Consider the following 22,473-nt stretch of genomic DNA (forward strand, 5'->3'; position numbering starts at 1 on the left):
TCTGCTCGCCATCGCCCACGGCAGCGTGGGCGACAAACTGTTACATTGTTTCAGTCAGAATTCATTCAGGCTTTCCGGCATAGGCTGTGCAAGCGTCTACTTGAGCAGTCCCTGAGAGTCCGAGCATGTCCGAATCCGCCGTACCCGTGCCCTCCGTCTACGGTGCTTCCCGTGGGCATTTCCTGGCCCGCGTCTGGGCCCTGATCACCCCCTACTGGCGCAGCGAAGAGAAAGGCAAGGCCTGGCTCCTGCTGTCCGTGGTCATCGCCCTGTCCCTCGCCGGGGTCGGCCTGTCGGTGGCCCTGAACACCTGGTACCGCTACTTCTACGATGCCCTGCAGAATCGCGATCTGGCCGCCTTCATCCGGCTGATGCTGTACTTCTGCGGACTGGCCGCCACCGCCATCCTGCTGGCCGTGTACCGCCTCTATCTGACCCAGGCGCTGACCATCAACTGGCGGCGCTGGCTGACCGAAAAGCACTTCGGCCTCTGGCTGTCGGATCGCAACTACTACCAGCTGGAACGCGAAGGCGGCGCCGATAACCCCGACCAGCGCCTCACCGAAGACATCCGCGACTTCGCCGACACCACCCTGAGCCTTGGGCTGGGCTTCATCCGTACGGTGGTCAGCCTGGTGTCCTTCAGCGTCATCCTGTTCGGCATCTCCGGCGACATCACCCTGTTCGGCATCACCATCCCGGCCTATATGTTCTGGGCCGCGCTGATCTACGCCACCATCGGCACCTGGCTGACCCATCTGATCGGCCGGCGACTGATCGGCCTCTACAACCAGCAGCAACGCTATGAAGCCGACCTGCGCTTCGGCCTGATCCGCGTCCGCGAAAAGGCCGAGAGCGTGGCGCTGTTCCGCGGCGAAGCCAACGAGCACCGGCGCCTGCTGGATCGCTTCGGCTACGTCTGGGGCAACTACCACCTGGTGATGAACTACACCAAGCGGCTGACCTTCTTCACCGCCGGCTACAGCCAGATCGCCATCATCGCCGGCTTCGTGCTGGCCGCGCCGCGCTATTTCTCCGGCAAGATCCAGCTGGGCGACCTGATGCAGATTAACTCGGCCTTCGGCAATGTCCAGGAGAGTCTCAGCTGGTTCGTCGACGCCTATGTCAGCCTGGCCGGCTGGCGCGCCGTCTCCGACCGTCTGCTGACCTTTCGCGAGACCATGGCCGAATTCAGCCAGGAGACCGACATCCTGGTGCCCCATGCCAGTGACAGCGACCTGATCCTGGAAGGGCTTTCCCTGGGCGCCGCCGGCCGGTTGCTGCTGCATCCCACCGATCTGCGCATCGCCTGTGGCGAACACCTGCTGATCGAAGGTGCCTCGGGCAGTGGCAAGAGCACCCTGTTGCGGGCCCTCGCCGGACTCTGGCGGCAAGGGCAGGGCGGTATCGCCGTACCGCCGGGGCGCCAGCTGTTCCTGCCGCAGCAACCCTATCTGCCCATTGGCACCCTGCGCGAAGCCCTGGCCTATCCGCAGCCGGTGGCGGCCTACAGTGACGAGCGCCTGACCGAAGTCCTGCGGCACTGTCGCCTGGACCAGCTGGTGGAGCACCTCGACGAAAGCCGTCATTGGGAACGTACCCTGTCGCCGGGCGAGCAGCAGCGTGTCGCCCTGGCCCGGGCGCTGCTCTATGCCCCCGACTGGCTGTTTCTCGACGAAGCCAGTTCGGCGCTGAGCGAAGCGGACGAGCGCGCGCTCTATGAGCGCCTGCTGGCAGAGAACCCCGGCCTGACCCTGGTCAGCGTCGGCCATCGTCCGAGTCTGCGCGCCTACCACCGTCGCCACCTGCTGCTGGAGGGGCAAGAGTTGCGTCCTAGAGCGGTCGGCGAGGCATCCTGATATGGACTAAGCGGTCTAAATCGGGCGTTTGGGAAGAGGGGGGTGCTATGATTCCAGAGTCCCTTCAATCGGTACGAGAATCCATGTCAGCACCCACCGTATCCCGCCCCCGAAAAAGACCCCGTAGCCTGGCAGAAGAGGTCGTCGGGGTGCTGATTCAGCAGATCGGCGACGGCCAGTTCCAGCCCGGCGACAAGCTTCCCACCGAGTCGGCCATCATGCAGGCCCAGGGCGTGAGCCGCACCGTGGTGCGCGAGGCCATTTCCCGGCTGCAGGCCGGTGGCTATGTGGAGACTCGCCACGGCATCGGCACCTTCGTGCTGGAGCGGCGCCCCGAGTCGCCGCTGCCGATCGATCCGGCCACCATCACCACCCTCAAGGACGTGCTGGCGATGCTCGAGTTGCGTATCAGCCTGGAAGTCGAGGCCGCCGGCCTGGCCGCCCAGCGTCGCTCGGCCGAGCAACTGCAGGCCATGTGGGCATTGCTGGAAGCCATGCGTACCGGCGTCGAAGAGCCTGATCGCGCGGTAAGCGCCGACCTGGAGCTGCACCTGCTGATCGCCAGCTCGACCGGCAATCGCTATTTCAGCGACATCATGAGCTACCTGGGCACGGTGCTGATTCCCCGGACCCGCCTCAATTCCGCCTATCTCGCCCACGATGACCAGCAGCTCTACCAGCGCCGTCTGGATGCCGAGCACGAAGCCATCGTCCAGGCCATCGAAGACGGCAACCTGGAAGCGGCTCGCGCCGCCATGCGTCTGCACCTGAGCAACAGCCGTGAGCGCCTGAGACGCGCTCACGAAGAAATGGAGCGCCAGGCGGAAGAGGTCTGAAACGGGGCTCCAGCGCGCTGAAGAGCATTTTTCTGGTTGGGGCTTGCCCCTTCCATAAAAGAGGTTGTACGATGACTTACAACAGGTAGCGGACCTGCCGCACCTCAGTCCAACCTATGCCGAGGCACTCAAGATGACTCCACAAGAACTCAAACACGTCCTCTCTTCCGGTCTGCTGTCCTTCCCGCTGACCGACTTCGATGCCAACGGCGACTTCCGCCCCGACACCTATGCCAAGCGCCTGGAGTGGCTAGCTCCCTATGGCGCGACCGCGCTGTTCGCCGCCGGCGGCACCGGTGAATTCTTCTCGCTGGAAGCCAGCGAATACAGCGGCGTCATCAAGACCGCGGTGGACACCTGCCAGGGCAGCGTGCCGATCCTCGCCGGTGTCGGTGGCTCCACCCGCCAGGCCATCGCCTATGCCCAGGAAGCCGAACGGCTGGGCGCCAAGGGCCTGCTGCTGCTGCCGCACTACCTGACCGAAGCCAGCCAGGACGGCGTGGCCGCCCATGTCGAAGCCGTCTGCAAGTCGGTCAAGATCGGCGTGGTGGTCTACAACCGCAACGTCTGCCGCCTGCAGCCCCATCACCTGGAGCAACTGGCCGAGCGCTGCCCGAATCTGATCGGCTACAAGGACGGCCTGGGTGACATCGAGCTGATGGTCGCCATCCGCCGTCGCCTGGGCGATCGCTTCAGCTACCTGGGCGGCCTGCCCACCGCCGAAGTCTATGCCGCCGCCTACAAGGCGCTGGGCGTACCGGTCTATTCCTCGGCCGTGTTCAACTTCGTGCCCAAGACCGCCGTGCAATTCTACGAGGCCATCGCCCGTGACGATCACGAGGCGGTCGGCAAGCTGATCGACGACTTCTTCCTGCCGTACCTGGAAATCCGCAACCGTTGCGCCGGCTACGCCGTCAGCATCGTCAAGGCGGGCGCCAAGATCGCCGGCTACGACGCCGGTCCCGTGCGGACCCCGCTGACCGATCTCAAGCGGGACGAATACGAGCAGCTGGCCGCGCTGATGGACAAGCTCGGTCCGCAGTAAGGTCTGCTACCCGGGAGGTGCTCCGGCATCTCTCCTCCCGTTGCACAACCCGCGGCCAGTCGCTTGGTCGCGGGCTTTTTTTTGCCCGCTCGCCGGGGTTGGCAGACCTTCGGCAGCACGCGGCGAAAGGCGATCGGCTTAAGCTATCGCTAAGGACCGGGTGCGAGTCTGAGCAGACCAGCGCGCCTGAGCGTGAAGCCGGGCAGGGTGGCGCTCCAGCCCTTTCCTGAGCAACGCTTCGCTTGGAGGTCCCCGCCATGAGCGCCGCCCTGCTGTATCTCGCCCTGGCTGCAGCCCCCGGACACACGACCTGCCTGGCGGCAAGACCGCCCTCGGCCGCGGCGCTGGCGCAGGCGGTCAGTCATCCTCCCGCGGCCGGGCCCCAGGCGCTGCCGGTCATCCATACCGCAGGCACCCTGCCGCATACCGGCATCCACGACCAGTCCGCCGCGGCGGTACGGGATTTCGGCTACATGCTCGATCTGGCGCTGGCCTGGCGGGACAGTCGCGATGCCGCGGCCCTGGCGCGCCTGGCCAGCTATCTCGATGCCTGGCTGCCAGGGTATCGGCCCAGCTTCCAGCCCATCGACGAGACCAATCTGAGCAATCTCATCGTCGCCTATCAGCTGACCGCGGCAGACCTGCCCGCCGCGACGGCCCGGCGTTCCCGCGCCTTCATCAAGACCCTGGCCGAGGGTTATCTGCAGCAGATGGCGGCGCATCGGGGGGACACCCACGGGGTCTGGAGCAACAACTGGCAGAGTCACAGGATCAAGCTGGCGACCCTGGCTGCTGGCGCGCTGGACGATCCGGCGCTGTTCGCCCAGGCGCGGGCGGCCTTCGTGGCGCAGCTGTCGGTCAATCTCAAGCCCGATGGCGAGGTGCTGGACTTCGGCGAGCGCGATGCCCTGCACTATGTCGTCTACGACCTCGAACCCCTGGTGCTGGCGGCGGCGGTGGCCCAGGGGCGCGGCGAGGACTGGTTGCACCTGCCAGGCGCTGAAGGCCAGACCCTGGCCAGGGCGCTCGACTGGCTGCTGCCCTATGCGCAGGGCCAGCGCATCCACGAGGAGTTCCGCAATACGACGGTACGCTTCGATGTGCAGCGTGCCCAGGCCGGGCTACCCGGCTATGCAGGCACCTGGCAGCCCCGGGGTGCCAGAAACCTGTACTGGTCGGCCAGTCTGCTCGATCCGCGCTATGCGTCCATCGCCCGCCAGCTCGCTGCGGCACCGCCGCGGATGCTGTGGGCCTATACCCCGGCCTGTCAGGGCTAGCGCCCCTATCAGTCCAGGCTGCGGATGCTGACCCGGGAGGTGCCGTCGGCCACCATGTCGAGCCGATCGGCCGCGCTGCGCGACAGGTCGATCAGGCGTCGACGAACCGTCGGGCCGCGATCGTTGATGCGCACCACCACGCTGCGGCCGTTGGCCAGGTTGGTGACCTGCACGCGGGTGCCGAAGGGCAGGGTGCGGTGGGCGGCGGTCAGGGCGCCAGGGTCGTATTTTTCACCGCTGGCGGTACGGCGACCGGCGTGCCACTTGGAGTAGAAGGACGCCATGCCGGTGTCCTGATAGTCATGGGCAGCGGTAGGGGACAGCGTGGGCGGGAAGCTTTCCTGACTGGCGCACCCGGCGAACAGCAGGACCAGCGACAGCAGTCCGGCACGGTGGATCCTATGCATCTCGATGCCTCCTGGCAAAACGACCGGCAGCAGCTTAAGGGCTCGCACCGAGGCTGTCAGCCCCGGTCCGTAACCCCGTACGACTGCCGTCAGCCTTCCAGTTTCTGCTTGAGCAGCTGGTTGACCTGGCCGGGGTTGGCCTTGCCCTTGGAGGCCTTCATCGCCTGGCCGACAAAGAAGCCGAACATCTTGCCGCGCTTGGCTTCGTCGCTGGCGCGGTATTGCTCGACCTGGGCGGCATTGGCCGCCAGGACCTCGTCCAGCATCGCCTCGATGGCACCGCTGTCGGTGACCTGCTTGAGACCCTTGGCTTCGATGATGGCATCGGCGCTCGCGCCTTCGCCGGCGGCCAGCGCCTCGAACACCATCTTGGCGATCTTGCCGGAGATGGTGTCGTCCTTGATGCGCAGGATCAGGCCGCCCAGCTGGGCCGCGCTCACCGGCGCCTGGGCGATGTCCAGGTCCTGCTTGTTGAGCAGGCTCGACAATTCGCCCATCACCCAGTTGGCCGCCAGCTTGGCATCACCGCTGACCTGCTGGACTTCCTCGAAGTAGTCGGCCAGTTCGCGGCTGGCGGACAGCACGCTGGCGTCATAGACCGACAGGCCGTACTCGCTCTGGAAGCGATCGCGCTTCTCGGTCGGCAGCTCGGGCAACTGACTGCGCACCTCGGCCAGGAAGGCCGGCTCGATCACCACCGGCAAGAGGTCGGGGCAGGGGAAGTAGCGGTAGTCGTTGGCTTCTTCCTTGCTCCGCATGGAGCGGGTCTCGTCCTTGTTGGGATCGTACAGGCGGGTTTCCTGCACCACCTTGCCGCCGTCCTCGAGGAGTTCGATCTGGCGCTGAACCTCGTGGTTGATGGCCTTCTCGATGAAGCGGAAGGAGTTGACGTTCTTGATCTCGGCGCGGGTACCGAAGGCCTCCTGGCCCTTGGGGCGCACCGAGACGTTGCAGTCGCAACGCAGCGAGCCCTCGGCCATGTTGCCGTCGCAGATGCCCAGGTAGCGCACCAGGGCATGGATGGCCTTGACGTAGGCCACGGCTTCCTTGGCGCTGCGGATGTCCGGCTCGGAGACGATCTCCAGCAGCGGCGTGCCGGCGCGATTCAGGTCGATGCCACTCATGCCGTGGAAGTCTTCGTGCAGGCTCTTGCCGGCGTCTTCTTCCAGGTGCGCGCGGGTGATGCCGATGCGCTTGACGGTGCCGTCTTCCAGGGTGATGTCCAGGTGCCCCTTGCCGACGATGGGATGATCCATCTGGCTGGTCTGGTAGCCCTTGGGCAGGTCCGGGTAGAAGTAGTTCTTGCGCGCGAAGACGTTGCGCTCGGCGATCTCGGCATCGATGGCCAGGCCGAACTTGCAGGCCATGCGCACGGCCTCGGCGTTGAGCACCGGCAGGGTGCCGGGCATGCCGAGGTCGACCAGGCTGGCGTGGGCGTTGGGCTCGGCGCCGAAGCTGGTGGCGCTGCCGGAGAAAATCTTCGATTGAGTGCTGAGCTGAGCGTGGATCTCAAGCCCGATCACGGTTTCCCATTGCATGTCTCTATCCTTCCTCAGAAGCCGCTCGGCGCCTGGCGATGCCAGTCGCTGACCTGCTGGTACTGGTGGGCGACGTTGAGCAGACGGCCTTCCTGGAAATAGTTGCCGAGCAGTTGCACGCCCACCGGCAGGCCGTCGACGAAGCCGGCCGGCATCGACAGGCCGGGAATGCCGGCGAGGTTGGCGGCGATGGTGTAGAGGTCTTCGAGATAGGCGGAGACCGGGTCGTTGCTCTTCTCGCCGAGTTTCCAGGCCAGGTTCGGCGTGGTCGGGCCGAGGATGACGTCGACCTCGGCGAAGGCCGCGACGAAGTCGTTCTTGATCAGCCGGCGGATGCGCTGGGCCTTGAGGTAGTAGGCGTCGTAATAACCGGCCGACAGGGCATAGGTACCGACCATGATGCGGCGCTTCACCTCGGCGCCGAAGCCTTCGCCACGGGATCTCTTGTAGAGATCTTCCAGATTGACCGGATTCTCGCAGCGATAGCCGAAGCGCACGCCGTCGAAGCGTGACAGGTTGGAACTGGCTTCGGCCGGGGCGATGACGTAGTAGGCCGGAATCGCGTGCTGCAGGGTGGGCAGCGAGATGTCCTTGACGGTGGCGCCGAGCTTCTTGAGCGCCTCGACCACGGCCAGCACCTTCTCGCCGATGCGGGCGTCCAGGCCGGCACCGAAGTATTCCCGCGGCAGACCGATGCGCAGGCCGCTCAGCGGCTGCTGCAGGGCCGCCTGGTAGTCGTCCACCGGCTGGTCGACGCTGGTGGAGTCCTTGGGGTCGAAACCGGCCATGGCCTGCAGCAGCAGGGCGCAATCCTCGGCAGTGCGCGCCAGCGGGCCGCCCTGATCGAGGCTGGAGGCGTAGGCGATCATGCCCCAGCGCGAGACGCGGCCGTAGGTGGGCTTGATCCCGGTGAGGTTGGTCAGGGCCGCCGGCTGGCGAATCGAGCCACCGGTGTCGGTGCCGGTGGCGGCCGGCAGCAGGCGCGCGGCCACGGCCGCGGCGGAGCCACCGGAAGAGCCGCCCGGTACCCGGGTGACGTCCCAGGGATTCTTCACCGGACCGTAGTGGCTGGACTCGTTGGCCGAACCCATGGCGAATTCGTCCATGTTCAGCTTGCCGAGGGAGACGGCGCCCGCCGCGGCCAGTCGCTCGACCACGGTGGCGTCATAGGGCGCCTTGAAGCCGGTGAGGATCTTCGAGCCGCAGCTGGTCAGCACCCCCTGGGTGCAGAACAGATCCTTGTGGGCGAGAGGTGCACCGAGCAGGGCGCCGTTTTCGCCGGCGGCGCGCCGCGCGTCGGCAGCCCGCGCCTGGGCCAGCGCCTGGTCGGTGGTCACGGTGATGAAGCTGTTGAGCCGCGGGTCGAGCTGCTCGATCCGCTGCAGCAGGCTGCGGGTCAGCTCCTCGGCGGAAAAATCCTTGGCGGCCAGGGCGGCAGCGATTTCGGTCAGGGTCAGCTGATGCATGTCGTGTCTCACTCGATCACCTTGGGAACCAGGTACAGGCCGGCTTCCACGGCCGGGGCGATGGCCTGGTAGGCCTCGCGCCGGTCGCCTTCGGTGGCCTGGTCGGGTCGCAGGCGCTGGGTGGCTTCCAGCGGGTGGGCGAGGGGGGCAATACCCGTGGTATCCACGGCCTGCATCTGGTCGACGAGGCCGAGGATGTCGTTGAGGGTGGCGGTGGTAGCGGCGAGATCCGCTTCATCGAGACCCAGGCGGGCCAGGTGAGCAATCTTTTCGACGTCGGTGCGTTCGAGCGCCATCGGCTTCTCCAAGCAGGAAGGCGGCGTGACCCGGTTGGCGGCCGCGTATGCTGGAGACGGGCTGGGCGGGTCGGGCGCCGCGTTGAACAGGGGCTTAACGGCCCGGAAAAGCTCTCAATCTAGCATATCGGCGCCTTGCCCTAAATCCCTGCGATTGTTAGAGTCTGCCGCACTTTTTTACCCGCACGTTTGTCCTGTCGCGTGCCTGCTTGTCACCGCCTAGGGTCACCTCATGTTCAAGAAATTGCGTGGCATGTTCTCCAGCGATCTGTCGATCGACCTGGGAACCGCCAACACCCTGATTTATGTCCGCGAGCGTGGCATCGTGCTCAACGAGCCGTCGGTCGTCGCCATCCGTACCCATGGCAACCAGAAGAGCGTCGTCGCCGTCGGTACCGACGCCAAGCGCATGCTCGGTCGGACGCCGGGCAACATTGCCGCCATCCGCCCGATGAAGGACGGCGTCATCGCCGACTTCAGCGTCTGCGAAAAGATGTTGCAATACTTCATCAACAAGGTGCACGAGAACAGCTTCCTGCAGCCCAGTCCGCGGGTGCTGATCTGCGTGCCCTGCAAGTCGACCCAGGTCGAGCGCCGCGCCATTCGCGAATCCGCGCTGGGCGCCGGTGCCCGTGAGGTATTCCTGATCGAGGAGCCGATGGCCGCGGCCATTGGCGCCGGTCTGCCGGTCGAGGAAGCCCATGGCTCCATGGTCGTCGACATCGGCGGTGGCACCACCGAGATCGCCCTGATCTCGCTGAACGGCGTGGTCTATGCCGAATCCGTCCGCGTCGGCGGCGATCGCTTCGACGAAGCCATCGTCACCTACGTGCGTCGCAACTACGGCAGCCTGATCGGCGAATCCACCGCCGAGCGCATCAAGCAGGAAATCGGTACCGCCTACCCGGGCGGCGAGGTCCGCGAGATCGACGTCCGTGGCCGCAACCTGGCCGAAGGCGTACCGCGCAGCTTCACCCTCAATTCCACCGAGGTGCTCGAAGCCATGCAGGAATCCCTGGCGACCATCGTCCAGGCGGTCAAGAGCTGCCTGGAGCAGTCGCCGCCGGAGCTGGCCTCCGACATCGCCGAGCGTGGCCTGGTGCTGACCGGTGGTGGCGCCCTGCTGCGCGACCTGGACAAGCTGCTGTCGCTGGAAACCGGCCTGCCGGTGATCGTCGCCGAAGACCCGCTGACCTGCGTGGCCCGTGGCGGCGGCAAGGCGCTGGACATGATGGATCGCCACGCCATGGACCTGCTGTCCACCGAATAAGGCAGTTCCAGGCTACAGGCCCCGCTCTGGCCGCCCCTGGCGGCCGGAGCGCCGGGCGCGTTCTGCGAGGAACTCACCATCAAGCCGATTTTCAGCAAAAGCCCGGCGCTGGGCATTCGTCTGCTGATCCTGGCCGCCCTTTCGGTGGGTGTCATGGTCACCGACGCGCGCTTCGACTACCTGAAACCGGTACGCAGCGAACTGGCGCTGGTCCTCTCGCCCCTCTATGAGGTGGCGGGCTTTCCCCTGCGTGCCTGGGAAGGCGTCAGCGACCAGTTTTCCAGCCGCACCGAACTGATGGCGGAAAACGAGCGGCTCAAGGCCGAGCAACTGCTGCTGCAGCGCCGCCTGCAGAAACTCGCCGCCCTCACCGAGCAGAACGTGCGCCTGCGCGAGCTGCTCAATTCCGCCGCTTTGGTGGACGACAAGGTACTGGTCGGCGAACTGATCGGCGTCGACCCCAATCCCTATACCCATCGCATCATCATCGACAAGGGCGCGAAGGACGGCGTCTTCGTCGGCCAGCCGGTGCTCGACGCCAGCGGCCTGATGGGCCAGGTGGTGGAGGTGATGCCCTATTCGGCGCGGGTGCTGCTGCTCACCGACGTGACCCACAGCATTCCGGTGCAGGTCAATCGCAACGGCCTGCGCGCCATCGCCGTCGGCACCGGCAATCCCGAGCGGCTGGAACTGCGCTATGTGGCCGACACCGCCGACATCAAGGAAGGCGACCTGCTGGTGAGTTCCGGCCTGGGCCAGCGCTTCCCGGCGGGCTATCCGGTGGCCACCGTCTCCAAGGTGATCCACGACTCGGGGCAACCCTTCGCCGTGGTGCGCGCCATTCCCACCGCCAAGCTCAATCGCAGTCGTTACATGCTGCTGGTGTTCAGCGATACCCGCACACCCGAGCAGCGCGCCAACGACGCCGCCGAGGCCCAGGAGGCCGCCGATCGCCACGCGGCCCAGCGCCCGGCCGCGCCGGCGAATCCGCCGCCGGCCGGCGCCTCGGCTGCGCAGCCGGCGGCCGCCAATGTCACGCCGGCGCCCGGCACCGGCACCGGTAGTCGCAGCGCGACGCCGGCCAAGCCGCCCGCGGGCCAGGGCAGCAGCTCGGCCCATCCCGCCACGCCGACCAAGCCACCCGCGAACGCGAGCGGCAGCGCGGCGCATCCGGCGACACCGGCCAAGCCGCCGGCGCAGGGCGCGACCGCCACGCCGAGCCATCCGGCCGCTAACGCCGCTCAATCACAGCGCCGGGTCCAGCAACCCGCGCCGGAACTGCCGGACGAGGGTGATCGTTGATGGCTTTGCGCATCGGCCACAACGGGTGGGTGATCTGGCTCACCCTGTTGGTCGGGTTGCTGCTGTCCGTCGTGCCCATGCCCGAGTTCATGGAGATCGGCCGGCCGCTGTGGCTGGCGATGCTGCTGACCTTCTGGACCCTGACCCTGCCGCACCGTGTCGGCCTGTTCACCGCCTGGACGATGGGCATCGCCGAAGACGTGCTCTACGGCAACCTGCTGGGCCAGACCGCCCTGGTGCTGAGCCTGGTGGTCTTTCTGGTGCGCTCCCTGGCGCAGCGACTGCGGGCCTTTCCCATCTGGCAGCAGAGCTTCGTGCTGCTGGTGGTCTACGGCATCGCCCAATTGCTGGCGCTGTGGCTCAACGCCCTGGCCGGCAGCCGGCCACCGACCCTGGTGTTTCTCACCCCCTCGCTGGTCAGCGCGCTGCTCTGGCCGTGGATCTACCTGCTGCTCCGCGGGCTGCGCCTCAGATTCGGCGTCAACTAAGCTGGTTTCACCTGCAACAGGCTGGCATTCTCCCGTCATCCCCCCGCCGTCTGGTTGTTGTCGATGTCCCAGCTCTACCTCGCCTCCGCTTCGCCCCGCCGCGCCGAACTACTCGAACAGATCGGCGTGGCCTTCCAGAAGGTCGTCGCAACGGTGGACGAAACCCCGCATCCGGGGGAGGCGGCGGACGCCTATGTCGAACGCCTGGCGCGGGCCAAGGCAGCCATGGGCCGACAGGTGCTGGGCAGTGCCTCCGCCGGCTGCGTGCTGGGCGCCGATACCTGTGTGGTGCTCGATGACCAGCTGCTCGGCAAACCCCGGGATCGCGCCGACGCCCTGGCCATGCTCGCCGCCCTCAGCGGACGCCGGCACCGGGTGGTGACCGGCGTCGCCGTCGTCGATGGCGAGCGCTGCCTCAGTCGCGTGGTGTCCGCCGAGGTGGAATTCCGCCCCCTGGCGCCCGGCGAGGCCGAACGCTACTGGGACACCGGCGAGCCGGCCGACAAGGCCGGCAGCTACGCCATCCAGGGCGCCGGCGCGGTCTTCGTGCGCGGCCTGACGGGTAGTTACAGCGCCGTGGTAGGGCTGCCGCTGTGCGAGACCGCGGAACTGCTGAGCGCTTTCGCCATCCCTTGTTGGCGGTCTGTCTGACGGCCGAATATCCCGTGCTGAGGCGCCTGGCGCCACGGTCCCCTTTCTGCCCTTCCACGTTGTCCAAGAGTCCTCCATGAGCGAAGAGATCCTCATCAACATCACTCCCATGGAGTCCCGTGTCGCCGTCGTGGAAAACGGTGTGCTGCAGGAGGTGCACGTCGAGCGCACCCTGAGACGCGGCATCGTCGGCAACATCTATCGCGGGCGGGTGGTGCGGGTGCTGCCGGGCATGCAGGCGGCCTTCATCGACATCGGCCTGGCGCGGGCGGCCTTCATCCATGCCGCCGAGATCTCCCAGCGCGAGGGTGCGGCGGTGGAAAGCATCAACGCCCTGGTACGCGAGGGCCAGACGCTGGTGGTGCAGGTCACCAAGGATCCCATAGGCACCAAGGGCGCCCGCCTCACCACCCACCTGTCGATTCCCTCGCGCTACCTGGTCTACATGCCGCGTACCTCCCACGTCGGCATCTCGCTGAAGATCGAGGACGAAGCCGAGCGCGAGCGGCTCAAGGCGATCATGGCGCGCTGCGTGGAGAGCGAGGGCATCGAGCACGAGGGCGGCTTCATCCTGCGCACCGCCGCCGAGGCGGCGCGCGAAGAAGACATCCTCGCCGACATCCGCTACCTGCGACGGCTCTGGCAGCAGATTTCCGGCAACCTCCAGGGACCGACGCCGGTGCCCATCTACGAAGACCTGACCCTGGCCCTGCGCGCCCTGCGCGATCTGGTCGGGCCGCGCACGGAAAAGATCCGCGTCGACAGTCGCGAGAATTTCCAGCGCATCGGCCAGTTCGTCGAGGAGCTGATGCCTGAGGTGGCGACGCGGCTGGAGCACTATCCGGGCGAGCGGCCGATCTTCGACCTCTATGGCGTGGAAGACGAGATCCAGAAGGCCCTGGAGCGCAAGGTGCTGCTCAAGTCCGGTGGCTATCTGGTGATCGACCCCACCGAGGCCATGACCACCATCGACGTCAACACCGGCGCCTTCGTCGGCCATCGCAATCTGGAAGAGACCATCTTCAAGACCAACCTGGAGGCGGCCACCGCCATCGCCCGCCAGCTGCGGCTGCGCAATCTCGGCGGCATCATCATCATCGACTTCATCGACATGGAAGACGAAGAGCACCAGCGCCAGGTGATCCGTACCCTGGAAAAGCAGCTCGAACGCGACCATGCCAAGACCAACATCATCGGCATCACCGAACTGGGCCTCTTGCAGATGACCCGCAAGCGCACCCGCGAGAGCCTGTCCCAGGTGCTCTGCGAGCCCTGCGCCAACTGCCAGGGGCGCGGCATCCTGCGCACCGCCGAGACCATCTGCTACGAGATCTTCCGCGAGATCCTGCGCGAGGCGCGGGCCTACCAGGCCAATTCCTACCTGGTGCTGGCCAACCAGAAGGTGGTGGATCGGCTGCTGGACGAGGAATCGGGCAACGTCGCCGATCTCGAGGCCTTTATCGGCCGCACCGTCAAATTCCAGGTCGAGACCATGTATTCCCAGGAGCAGTACGATGTCGTGCTGCTCTAGGTCCGGGTCTTGATATCCCTGCTCAAACGCGGCGCGCTGGGTCTGGCGCTGCTGGTGCTCGTCCTGTTGACGCTCTACCTCGGCCTGGGGCGGTTGCTCATGCCCTGGGTCGGCGAATACCGCAACGAAGTCGAGTCGCGCGCTGCGGCGGCGCTCGGCGAGCCGGTGCGCCTGGGCCGACTCGAAGGACGCTGGGCCCGCTGGAATCCGGTGCTGATCCTGCGCGATCTGTCCCTGGGACGCGGCGAGGGCATGGTGCAGCTGGATCATCTCCAGGTGGTGCCGGATGTCTTCGGCAGCCTCTGGCATCGCCAACTGCGACTCAAGTCCGTGCAGGTTGATGGCGTCCATCTGGTCCTGCAGGAGGACGCCCAGGGGCACTGGCAATTGCGCGGCCTGCCGCCGCGAGCGCCGGATGCCAAGCCCTTCGATCCGGGTCCGCTGCTCGATGGCCTGGCGCGTCTGGGGCATGCCAGTCTGCTGGACAGCCAGCTCAGCCTGATTCCCCAGCAGGGTTCGCCGGTGACCCTGAGGTACGCCGAGGCCAGTCTGTCCCGGCAGCTCAGTGGCGCCTTGGAACTGGCGACCCGTTTCCGGCTGCCCGACGGTGGCACGGTAGCGGCGCACTTCACCGCCATGCCGCGTCCCGAAGACTGGCGTGCCAGCACCGTCGAAGGCTATCTCAGCCTGCCCGCCAGCGATTGGTCCCGCTGGGTGCCGGCGGCCCTGACCCGGCAGTGGCAACTGCGGCGTGTCCAGGCGGCAGGCGAGCTCTGGTTCGCCTGGGCCGAAGGTCGACTGGAGCGCTCCCACCTGCGGCTGAAGGCGGATGAATTGACGCTCGCCTACGCCGATCATCCGCCGGTGCGCCTGCAGGCCCTGACCCTGGACGCCGACCAGCAGGCCGGCGACGCCAGCCAGTACCGTGGGGCCCTGGCGTTCAAGGCCCAGCTCGACGGCAAGCCGCTGGAGGCCCGCTATGGCCTGGGCTATGACAGCACCGCCCAGCACCTGCAGGTGCGCGGCGACCAGCTGGATCTCAGGCAGGCCGCCAGGCTGGCGCGGGACCTGGCGCCCCTGCCGGCACCGGTTGCCCAGGCGCTCCAGGCCCTGGCGCCCCATGGCCAGCTGCGCAACCTCAATGCCGACTTCTATCCGCAGAAGCCGCTGCGCGAGCGCCTTTCCTATGCAGCCAACCTGGATCGCGTGGGCTTTGCCGCCTATCACGGTGCCCCGGCCGCCGAGGGCGTCACCGGCAGCCTGAGCGGTAGCCTGGGCGGTGGCGAATTGCGTCTGGATACCACCGACTTCATGCTGCACCTGAGCGATCTCTTTCCCGAACCCTGGCGCTATCGCACCGCCAGGGCGCGGCTGACCTGGAGTCTCGACGACCAGCGCTTCACCCTGGGCAGTGCCCTGATGCAGGTCACCGGCCCGGAAGGCGCTGCCAGTGGCGACATGCATATCCAGCTCGGCTTGCATCCCGAGGTGGACAGCTACATGGACCTGCGCGTCGGCCTCAAGGATGGCGACGCCAGCTACACCCGCAAGTACCTGCCGACCAAACTGCCGGCCACGGATTTCAGCCCGGAGCTGGCCCAGTGGCTGAGCACCGCCATCGTCGGCGGTCGCATCGACGAGGGTATCTACCAGTACCAGGGATCGCTGCGCCACGGCTCGCCGGCGCACTCGCGCACCATGAGTCTGTTCTTCCGGGTGCACGACGCCCAGTTGGCCTATCAGCCTGGCTGGCCCGCCCTGCGCGAGGCGCGCGGCGATGTCTTCATCGAAAGCGATGGGGTCAAGGTGCAGGTCCCCGAAGGACGCATCCTCGACACCCGGGTCAGGGACGTCGAGGCGCGCATCCCGCTGCTGCACGATGGCAGCGCGCCGCACCTGCGGCTCAGCGCGCGACTCGACAGCAGTGTGCGCGATGGACTGAAGATCCTCCAGGAAACGCCGCTGCCGACCGCCAAGGTCTTTGCCGGCTGGAAGGGCGAGGGCGCGCTCGCCAACAGCAGCCTGAACCTGGACATCCCCCTGGCCAAGGGGCAGCCACCGGTGGTGGTGGTCGAGCTGACGCCGGACAAGGCGCGCCTGGAACTGGCCGATCCCCCGCTGACCCTCACCGAGCTGCGCGGCACCTTCCGCTACGACACCCGCAGCGGCCTCAGTGCCCCCGACATCCAGGCGCGGGTCTTCGACCAGCCCATTCGCGGTCAGGCGCTGGCCGAGGGCAAACCCGACGATCCGCGCACCCGGCTGGTGGTGGACGGCCGGGTCGACGTCGACCAGCTGGCGCGCTGGCTGGGCAGCGAAGGACGACCCATCCCGGCGCGTGGCCTGCTCGGCTATCGCCTCGGCCTGACCCTGGCCGAGCACAGCGAACTGGCGGTTACCTCGGATCTGCGCGGGGTGGCCATCGATCTGCCGGCGCCCTTCGGCAAGAATGCCGACGAGGCACGTGACGGCTTCTTCAGCCTGGCGCTCAACGACGGCGAGCGGCGGGTGGAGGCGACCTACAAGGGCCTCGCCGATGCCGTGCTGCTGCTCGATCCCAAGGCCATCGCCAAGGGCCGCGGCGAGATCGTGCTGGGCGGCGGCACCGCCAATCTGCCCACCGCCGCCGGCTACGACCTGCGCGGGCAACTGGCGGAATTCGACCTGGCCGCCTGGCAGGACATCTACCAGCGCTATGGCAAGGCGGGGAGCGGCGGCAGTGCAGGGCAGGGCGGTGGCAACACCCTGGACGTCTCCAGCCTCGGGCGGGGCGATCTCAGCTTCGGGCGCTTCCTGGCCTTCGGGCAACAGATCGACAACCTGCGCCTCACCTATGAACCCCAGGGCAGCGCCTGGCAACTCGGCCTGGCCAGCCAGACCATCGCCGGCCAGGTGCGCATCCCGCGCCAGACCGGCCAGCCGATCGACATCAACCTGCAGCACCTGCGCATCCCCCAGACGCCGGCGGACCCCTCGGTGGAAAGCGAGGCGCCGCGCCCCGATCCGCTGGCCGACGTCGATCCGCGCAGCCTGCCGGCGCTGAATCTGGTCATCGATCGCCTGGAGCTGGGCGGCCGTCTGGTGGGTGCCCAGCGCCTGCAGCTCAGGCCTTCGCCCTCAGGCGCCAATTTCAACGCCCTGGATCTCGACCTGCGGGGCCTCAAGGTGCAGGGCGCGCTGCGCTGGGAAGGCGCGCCAGGTGCAACCCACAGCTACTACCAGGGCCGCCTCGCCGGCGGCAATATCGCCGATATCCTGCTGGGCTGGAATTTCGCCTCCAGCGTCACCAGTCGCGATTTCCGCCTGGATGCCCGGGTCGACTGGCCCGGCTCGCCAGCCTATGTCGCCCTGGCCCGCCTCAATGGCAGCCTCGATGCCCGCTTCAATGACGGCCAGTTGCGCCAGGTGGAAGGCACGGCCTCGGCGCTGCGTATCTTCGGTCTGCTCAATTTCGAATCCATCCGCCGCCGCCTGCGGCTGGATTTCTCCGATCTGTTCGGCAAGGGCCTGAGCTACGACAGCATCACCGGGGTGCTCGACGCCCAGCAGGGGGCCTTCCGCACCCGCAAGCCCATCAGCCTCAGCGGGCCGGGTGCCGAGATGAGTCTGCAGGGCCTGCTGGACATGGCCAGCAACCGGGTCGATGCCAACCTCAAGGTGGGGCTGCCGGTCAGCAACTCCCTGCCGCTGGCCGCGCTGATCGCCGGGGCACCGGCCATCGGTGGCGCGCTGTTCATCGTCGATCGACTGATCGGCGATCGCATCACGCGCATGGCCAGCATCAACTACCACATCGAAGGCCCCTGGCAGAATCCGACCATGACCACGGGCAAGCGCGATTGAGCATTGCCCTGCGGCCGCACCGCTGCTTAGGATGGACGCTCCCTTCTGGAGTGCCTGCATGTCCATAGCCATCCTGCAGATGGTCAGCGGCCCCGCGGTGGCGGCCAATCTGCGCGCCGCCGAGCGACTGCTCGAACGCGCTGCCGGAGCGGGCGCGCGCCTGGCGGTGCTGCCGGAAAACTTCGTCGCCATTGGCCATCCAGCCCCTGCCGAACTGGCGCGGGCCGAGGCGCTGGGGCAGGGCGAGATCCTGCCCTGGCTCTCCAGTCGGGCGCGCGAACTGGGGCTCTGGTTGCTCGCCGGTACCCTGCCGCTGCTGCCCGACGGTGCCACCGAGGGCAAGCCGTGTGCCTGTTCGCTGCTGTTCGACGACCAAGGTCGCCGCGTCGCCCGCTATGACAAGCTGCACCTCTTCGATGCCGACGTCAGCGACAGCCAGGGCAGCTATCGGGAATCCGACCACTATGCCGCCGGTGAGACCCTCACGGTGGTGGATACCCCGGTCGGCCGCCTGGGCCTGACCGTCTGCTACGACCTGCGCTTTCCCGAACTCTACAGCGCCCTGCGCGCTGCCGGTGCGGAGCTGATCAGTGCCCCCTCGGCCTTTACCGTGCCCACCGGCCAGGCCCATTGGGAGCTGCTGCTGCGCGCCCGGGCGGTGGAGACCCACAGCTACCTGCTGGGCGCTGCCCAGGGCGGTGTCCACGCCAATGGCCGCACGACTTGGGGCCACGCCATGGCCGTGGATCCCTGGGGCGAGGTGCTTGCCGTCCAGGCCAGTGGCGAGGCCGTGCTGCTCATCGAGCGCGATGCCGAGCGCCAGGCCCAATTGCGCCAGCGAATGCCCGTCACCCAGCACCGCCGCTTCCTGCCGGCGCGCCTGGCCGAACGGCAATGACGGCCATTGGTCTTTTGCATCAGGGCCCCGAGACTTCCGCGAGTAGGCTAGAGGCCAGGTCGCGACCCTTTCATCGTTCCGACGCCCCTGGTGGCGTCGTCTGGAGTTTCCATGAGTGATTACCTGAATAGCGTCGGCTCGGCCCTGCTGGGCCCCGGCGGACTCGCGGTGGACGATCTGCAACCCGTGCTGCAGCGTCTGGCCGGACCCGGCATCGACGCCGCCGACCTGTATTTCCAGAGCATCGTCTCCGAGTCCTGGCTGCTGGAAGACGGCATCGTCAAGGAAGGCGGCTTCCACCTCGACCAGGGCGTCGGGGTGCGGGCGCTGTCCGGCGAGAAGACCGGTTTCGCCTACAGCAACGCCATTACCGGCGAGGCCCTGGATCTGGCCGCCCAGGCCGCGCGTTCCATCTCCCGCAGCGGTGCCGAAGGCCAGGTCCAGGCGTTTCGCGCGGTAGAGCCGGCGCAGCGGCTCTATGGCCAGGACAATCCCCTCGAAGTGCTGGATCGCGCCACCAAGGTCACCTTCCTGAAGCAGCTGGACGAGGCGACCCGCGCCCTGGATCCGCGCATCCAGCAGGTCACCATCAGCCTGGCCGGGGTCTGGGAGCGCACCCTGGTGGCCGCGGTCGACGGCACCCTCGCTGCCGACGTACGCCCGCTGGTCCGCCTGGGCGTCAGTGTCATCGTCGAGCAGAACGGCCGCCGCGAGCGCGGCAACAGCGGCGGCGGCGGTCGCTGCGACTACCGCTATTTCCAGCGTGACGACCGCGCCCTGGGCTATGCCCGCGAAGCGGTGCGCCAGGCGCTGGTCAATCTCGAAGCCACCGCGGCCCCGGCGGGCACCCTGCCGGTGGTGCTGGGGGCCGGCTGGTCCGGCGTGCTGCTGCACGAGGCGGTCGGCCATGGCCTGGAAGGCGACTTCAACCGCAAGGGCAGCTCCAACTACAGCGGCCAGCTCGGTCGCCAGGTGGCGTCCTCGCTGTGCACCATCGTCGACGACGGTACCCTGCCGGATCGTCGCGGCTCCCTGTCCATCGACGACGAGGGCACGCCCAGCGGCTACAACGTGCTGATCGAGAACGGCATCCTCAAGGGCTACATGCAGGACAAGCTCAACGCCCGGCTGATGGGCGTGGCGCCCACCGGCAACGGTCGCCGCGAATCCTATGCGCACCTGCCCATGCCGCGCATGACCAACACCTACATGCTGGCCGGCCAGAGCGATCCGGCCGAGATCATCGCCTCGGTGGAGAAGGGCATCTATTGCGCCAGCCTGGGCGGCGGTCAGGTGGACATCACCAGCGGCAAGTTCGTCTTCACCACCAACGAGGCCTATCTGATCGAGAACGGCAAGCTCGGTCGCCCGGTGAAGGGCGCCACCCTGATCGGCAACGGCCCCGAGGTCATGAATCGGGTGTCCATGGTCGGCAACGACCTGGCGCTGGATGCGGGGGTAGGGACCTGCGGCAAGGACGGCCAGTCACTGCCGGTGGGCGTGGGTCAGCCGACCCTGAAGATCGATGCCATCACCGTGGGCGGTACCGGCGCCTGATGCGGGCGCCGGTCGTGGCCATCGCGGACAGGGACCTAGCGCAGACCGCGCTGGCTCTCGTCGAGGGTGCGGATGTACTTGAACACCTTGCGCGCCGCCGCGGGCGGCTTGTTGTGCGCGGCCTCGTGCTGGGCATGCCGCACCAGGCCGCGCAGGTGCTGGCGGTCGGTTTCCGGATAGAGCGCCACGAAGGCTTCCAGGGCCTGGTCGCCCTCGGCGATCAGGCGGTCGCGCCAGCGCTCCAGGGCGTGGAAGCGCTCGTTGTACTGCCGCGTCGAGGTGTCCATCTGGTCGGCCAGGGCCAGGATGGCTTCCAGGTCCTGGTCGCGCATCAGCTTGCCCAGGTACTGGACATGCCTTTTGCGCGCGATGTGCGTCTTGTGCTTGGGCGCCTCGGCCAGGGCCTTGCGCAACGGATCGGTCAGCGGCAGGCGGTCCAGCTGCTCGGCCGGCAGACCGGCCAGGCGTTCGCCCAGATCCTGCAGCGCATGCAGCTCGCGCTTGACCTGTGTCTTGCTCTTTTCGCCCAGCGGCGCGTCGTCGTCGTAAGAATCAACCATGAACTATGGGGTCCAGCTAAGAATGGGCGCCATCATAACGAGTTGCCGCACGGTTGTCCGGCCTGGCCGGCGCCGTCCGTAAGGAGAACGTCATGAATCGCAACGCCGCCGTGGGTCCCGCTGCGCTCCCCGAATTGCGCGAACAGGTCGAGGCCATCCTGGCCGAGGCCCGGCGCCAGGGCGCCAGTGCCGGTGAAGTGGCCGTATCGGTCGACCAGGGCCTGTCCACCTCGGTCCGCAAGGGCGAGGTGGAAACGGTCGAATTCAATCGCGACCAGGGCTTTGGCATCACCCTCTATGCCGGTCAGCGCAAGGGCTCGGCCAGTACCTCCGCCACCGGTCCCGAGGCGATCCGCGAAACCGTGGCTGCGGCCCTGGCCATCGCCAAGCACACCTCCGAGGATCCCTGTGCGGGCCTGGCCGACGCCGAGCTGATGGCGCGCGGCGAGTTGCCCGATCTCGATCTCTATCATCCCTGGGACATCACCCCCGAGCAGGCCATCGAGCAGGCCCTGGCCTGTGAGGCGGCGGCCTATGCCGCCGACAGTCGCATCGGCAACGCCGACGGCACCACCCTCAATACCCACCAGGGCTGCCGGGTGTACGGCAACAGCCACGGCTTCGTCGGCGGCTATGCCAGCACCCGCCACAGCCTGAGCTGCGTGATGATCGCCGGCAGTGGCGAGGCCATGCAGCGCGACTACTACTACGACGTCAACCGGATCGGCAGCGAGTTGATGAGTGCCGAGGAAATCGGCCGCCGCGCCGCCGAGCGCGCCGTGAGCCGCCTGGGCGCGCGGCCGGTGCCCACCGCCAAGGTCCCGGTGCTGTTTTCCCCGGAAATGGCGGCCGGTCTGTTCGGCACCTTTCTCGCCGCCATCTCCGGCGGCAATCTCTATCGCAAGTCGTCCTTCCTCGAAGGCGCCCTGGGCCAGCAGGTGTTTCCCGACTGGCTGACCCTGGACGAGCGGCCGCACCTGCCGCGCGCCCTGGGCAGTGCCGCCTTCGACGGCGAGGGCCTGGCCACCTACGCCAAGCCCTTCGTCGAGAATGGCCGCCTGGTCTCCTATGTGCTCGGCAGCTATTCCGCGCGCAAGCTGGGCATGCAGAGCACGGCCAATGCCGGCGGCGTGCACAACCTCCATGTCAGCCACGGCACGGCGGACCAGGCCGAACTGATCCGGCAGATGGGCACCGGCTTCCTGGTCACGGAAATGATGGGGCAGGGCACCAACCTGGTCACCGGCGACTATTCCCGTGGCGCGGGCGGCTTCTGGGTCGAGAATGGCGAGATCCAGTTTCCGGTCCAGGAGGTCACCATCGCCGGGCGGCTGGGCGACATGTTCCGCCAGATCCTGGCGGTGGGCAGCGACGTGGAACGCCGCGGCAGTCTGCGCACCGGCTCGGTGTTGATCGATGGCATGACCCTGGCGGGCAGCTAGTGCAGGTCACCGCAGACGTCGTGGAAAGGAAAATCCTGTCGAACGGGAGACAGCCCACCCCGTTACTCGTTAGTATCCTAGCAATGCACTAGGACATAGCCGTGCGGTCGAATCTGCTGACCGGACGGCCCAGGCTTCAGACGGTGCGCCGTGGCGCACCGGCCGTACACCCCATCGCCCAAGGGCAATGGGTCCTTACCAAAGCCA

Annotated in this window: 18 protein-coding genes; 13 read left to right on the plus strand and 5 right to left on the minus strand. The window is 67.3% G+C overall.

Annotation, left to right across the window (positions count from 1 at the left end; translation table 11 throughout):
* Nucleotides 1-125: 125 nt before the first annotated feature.
* The 4 genes from QE444_RS08970 to QE444_RS08985 all read left to right on the plus strand — a co-directional run bounded on the left by QE444_RS08970 (nucleotide 126) and on the right by QE444_RS08985 (nucleotide 5,017).
* Nucleotides 126-1,859: an ABC transporter ATP-binding protein/permease gene (locus QE444_RS08970; protein WP_309737964.1), complete on the plus strand. Its 1,734-nt coding sequence runs from the start codon at nucleotides 126-128 to the stop codon at nucleotides 1,857-1,859.
* A gap of 83 nt (nucleotides 1,860-1,942) precedes the next feature.
* Nucleotides 1,943-2,695 carry a FadR/GntR family transcriptional regulator gene (locus tag QE444_RS08975; RefSeq protein WP_026083998.1) on the plus strand — a complete coding sequence of 251 codons (753 nt, stop codon included), beginning with the start codon at nucleotides 1,943-1,945 and terminating at the stop codon, nucleotides 2,693-2,695.
* A 133-nt stretch (nucleotides 2,696-2,828) separates the two neighbouring features.
* A complete protein-coding gene (gene kdgD / locus QE444_RS08980) occupies nucleotides 2,829-3,740 on the plus strand; it encodes a 5-dehydro-4-deoxyglucarate dehydratase (protein WP_133859859.1) in 912 nt (303 codons plus the stop codon).
* 257 nt (nucleotides 3,741-3,997) lie between these two features.
* Nucleotides 3,998-5,017 (plus strand): alginate lyase family protein, encoded by a 1,020-nt coding sequence (locus QE444_RS08985; RefSeq protein ID WP_309737967.1) that lies wholly within the window; start codon nucleotides 3,998-4,000, stop codon nucleotides 5,015-5,017.
* Between the two features lie 8 nt (nucleotides 5,018-5,025).
* Here the strand turns inward: QE444_RS08985 and QE444_RS08990 are convergent, their stop codons facing one another.
* From QE444_RS08990 to gatC, 4 genes are all read right to left on the minus strand, one after another.
* Nucleotides 5,026-5,424 (minus strand): septal ring lytic transglycosylase RlpA family protein, encoded by a 399-nt coding sequence (locus tag QE444_RS08990; protein WP_133859857.1) that lies wholly within the window; start codon nucleotides 5,422-5,424, stop codon nucleotides 5,026-5,028.
* A gap of 89 nt (nucleotides 5,425-5,513) precedes the next feature.
* On the minus strand, nucleotides 5,514-6,962 hold the full coding sequence (gatB, locus tag QE444_RS08995) for an Asp-tRNA(Asn)/Glu-tRNA(Gln) amidotransferase subunit GatB (RefSeq protein ID WP_133859856.1): 1,449 nt from the start codon (nucleotides 6,960-6,962) through the stop codon (nucleotides 5,514-5,516).
* A 14-nt stretch (nucleotides 6,963-6,976) separates the two neighbouring features.
* Nucleotides 6,977-8,428, minus strand: a complete 1,452-nt coding sequence (gene gatA, locus QE444_RS09000; RefSeq protein ID WP_280310560.1) for an Asp-tRNA(Asn)/Glu-tRNA(Gln) amidotransferase subunit GatA — start codon at nucleotides 8,426-8,428, stop codon at nucleotides 6,977-6,979.
* 8 nt (nucleotides 8,429-8,436) lie between these two features.
* Nucleotides 8,437-8,724 carry an Asp-tRNA(Asn)/Glu-tRNA(Gln) amidotransferase subunit GatC gene (gene gatC, locus QE444_RS09005; RefSeq protein ID WP_133859854.1) on the minus strand — a complete coding sequence of 96 codons (288 nt, stop codon included), beginning with the start codon at nucleotides 8,722-8,724 and terminating at the stop codon, nucleotides 8,437-8,439.
* 232 nt (nucleotides 8,725-8,956) lie between these two features.
* On the opposite strand from gatC, the gene mreB reads away from it, so the two are divergent.
* The 8 genes from mreB (at nucleotide 8,957) to tldD (ending at nucleotide 20,264) form a co-directional block, all read left to right on the plus strand.
* Complete coding sequence (gene mreB / locus QE444_RS09010) at nucleotides 8,957-9,994, plus strand: rod shape-determining protein MreB (RefSeq protein ID WP_133859853.1); 1,038 nt, start codon at nucleotides 8,957-8,959, stop codon at nucleotides 9,992-9,994.
* A gap of 87 nt (nucleotides 9,995-10,081) precedes the next feature.
* The gene (gene mreC, locus QE444_RS09015) at nucleotides 10,082-11,296 is read left to right on the plus strand and encodes a rod shape-determining protein MreC (protein WP_273862749.1); all 1,215 of its coding nucleotides are present in this window, start codon (nucleotides 10,082-10,084) and stop codon (nucleotides 11,294-11,296) included.
* Nucleotides 11,296-11,784: a rod shape-determining protein MreD gene (gene mreD / locus QE444_RS09020; RefSeq protein ID WP_133859851.1), complete on the plus strand. Its 489-nt coding sequence runs from the start codon at nucleotides 11,296-11,298 to the stop codon at nucleotides 11,782-11,784. The genes mreC and mreD overlap by 1 nt, the downstream gene beginning before the upstream one ends.
* Nucleotides 11,785-11,847: 63 nt before the next feature.
* Nucleotides 11,848-12,435, plus strand: a complete 588-nt coding sequence (locus QE444_RS09025) for a nucleoside triphosphate pyrophosphatase (RefSeq protein ID WP_273862656.1) — start codon at nucleotides 11,848-11,850, stop codon at nucleotides 12,433-12,435.
* Nucleotides 12,436-12,511: 76 nt separating this feature from the next.
* Nucleotides 12,512-13,966, plus strand: coding sequence for a ribonuclease G (rng, locus tag QE444_RS09030; protein ID WP_133859849.1), 1,455 nt, complete (start codon nucleotides 12,512-12,514; stop codon nucleotides 13,964-13,966).
* Between the two features lie 9 nt (nucleotides 13,967-13,975).
* The gene (locus tag QE444_RS09035; protein WP_309737975.1) at nucleotides 13,976-17,809 is read left to right on the plus strand and encodes a YhdP family protein; all 3,834 of its coding nucleotides are present in this window, start codon (nucleotides 13,976-13,978) and stop codon (nucleotides 17,807-17,809) included.
* Nucleotides 17,810-17,867: 58 nt separating this feature from the next.
* Nucleotides 17,868-18,707, plus strand: coding sequence for a carbon-nitrogen hydrolase family protein (locus tag QE444_RS09040; protein WP_309737977.1), 840 nt, complete (start codon nucleotides 17,868-17,870; stop codon nucleotides 18,705-18,707).
* Nucleotides 18,708-18,818: 111 nt separating this feature from the next.
* The gene (tldD, locus tag QE444_RS09045) at nucleotides 18,819-20,264 is read left to right on the plus strand and encodes a metalloprotease TldD (protein ID WP_158892217.1); all 1,446 of its coding nucleotides are present in this window, start codon (nucleotides 18,819-18,821) and stop codon (nucleotides 20,262-20,264) included.
* A 35-nt stretch (nucleotides 20,265-20,299) separates the two neighbouring features.
* Here tldD and yjgA read toward each other — a convergent pair whose 3' ends face one another.
* Nucleotides 20,300-20,824, minus strand: a complete 525-nt coding sequence (gene yjgA / locus QE444_RS09050; RefSeq protein ID WP_133859845.1) for a ribosome biogenesis factor YjgA — start codon at nucleotides 20,822-20,824, stop codon at nucleotides 20,300-20,302.
* A gap of 92 nt (nucleotides 20,825-20,916) precedes the next feature.
* Between yjgA and pmbA the strand changes: the two genes are divergently transcribed.
* Nucleotides 20,917-22,266, plus strand: coding sequence for a metalloprotease PmbA (gene pmbA, locus QE444_RS09055; protein ID WP_133859844.1), 1,350 nt, complete (start codon nucleotides 20,917-20,919; stop codon nucleotides 22,264-22,266).
* The last annotated feature ends 207 nt before the right edge of the window (nucleotides 22,267-22,473 follow it).

Source organism: Pseudomonas sp. SORGH_AS_0199, assembly GCF_031453735.1.
GTDB lineage: Bacteria > Pseudomonadota > Gammaproteobacteria > Pseudomonadales > Pseudomonadaceae > Chryseomonas > Chryseomonas aestiva.

Bases quoted from the DNA above. Each gene is read 5' to 3' on its own strand.
- QE444_RS08970 (WP_309737964.1), top strand. From the start codon at position 126: ATGTCCGAATCCGCCGTACCCGTGCCCTCCGTCTACGGTGCTTCCCGT.
- QE444_RS08975 (WP_026083998.1), top strand. From the start codon at position 1,943: ATGTCAGCACCCACCGTATCCCGCCCCCGAAAAAGACCCCGTAGCCTG.
- kdgD (WP_133859859.1), top strand. From the start codon at position 2,829: ATGACTCCACAAGAACTCAAACACGTCCTCTCTTCCGGTCTGCTGTCC.
- QE444_RS08985 (WP_309737967.1), top strand. From the start codon at position 3,998: ATGAGCGCCGCCCTGCTGTATCTCGCCCTGGCTGCAGCCCCCGGACAC.
- QE444_RS08990 (WP_133859857.1), bottom strand. From the start codon at position 5,424: ATGCATAGGATCCACCGTGCCGGACTGCTGTCGCTGGTCCTGCTGTTC.
- gatB (WP_133859856.1), bottom strand. From the start codon at position 6,962: ATGCAATGGGAAACCGTGATCGGGCTTGAGATCCACGCTCAGCTCAGC.
- gatA (WP_280310560.1), bottom strand. From the start codon at position 8,428: ATGCATCAGCTGACCCTGACCGAAATCGCTGCCGCCCTGGCCGCCAAG.
- gatC (WP_133859854.1), bottom strand. From the start codon at position 8,724: ATGGCGCTCGAACGCACCGACGTCGAAAAGATTGCTCACCTGGCCCGC.
- mreB (WP_133859853.1), top strand. From the start codon at position 8,957: ATGTTCAAGAAATTGCGTGGCATGTTCTCCAGCGATCTGTCGATCGAC.
- mreD (WP_133859851.1), top strand. From the start codon at position 11,296: ATGGCTTTGCGCATCGGCCACAACGGGTGGGTGATCTGGCTCACCCTG.
- QE444_RS09025 (WP_273862656.1), top strand. From the start codon at position 11,848: ATGTCCCAGCTCTACCTCGCCTCCGCTTCGCCCCGCCGCGCCGAACTA.
- rng (WP_133859849.1), top strand. From the start codon at position 12,512: ATGAGCGAAGAGATCCTCATCAACATCACTCCCATGGAGTCCCGTGTC.
- QE444_RS09040 (WP_309737977.1), top strand. From the start codon at position 17,868: ATGTCCATAGCCATCCTGCAGATGGTCAGCGGCCCCGCGGTGGCGGCC.
- tldD (WP_158892217.1), top strand. From the start codon at position 18,819: ATGAGTGATTACCTGAATAGCGTCGGCTCGGCCCTGCTGGGCCCCGGC.
- yjgA (WP_133859845.1), bottom strand. From the start codon at position 20,824: ATGGTTGATTCTTACGACGACGACGCGCCGCTGGGCGAAAAGAGCAAG.
- pmbA (WP_133859844.1), top strand. From the start codon at position 20,917: ATGAATCGCAACGCCGCCGTGGGTCCCGCTGCGCTCCCCGAATTGCGC.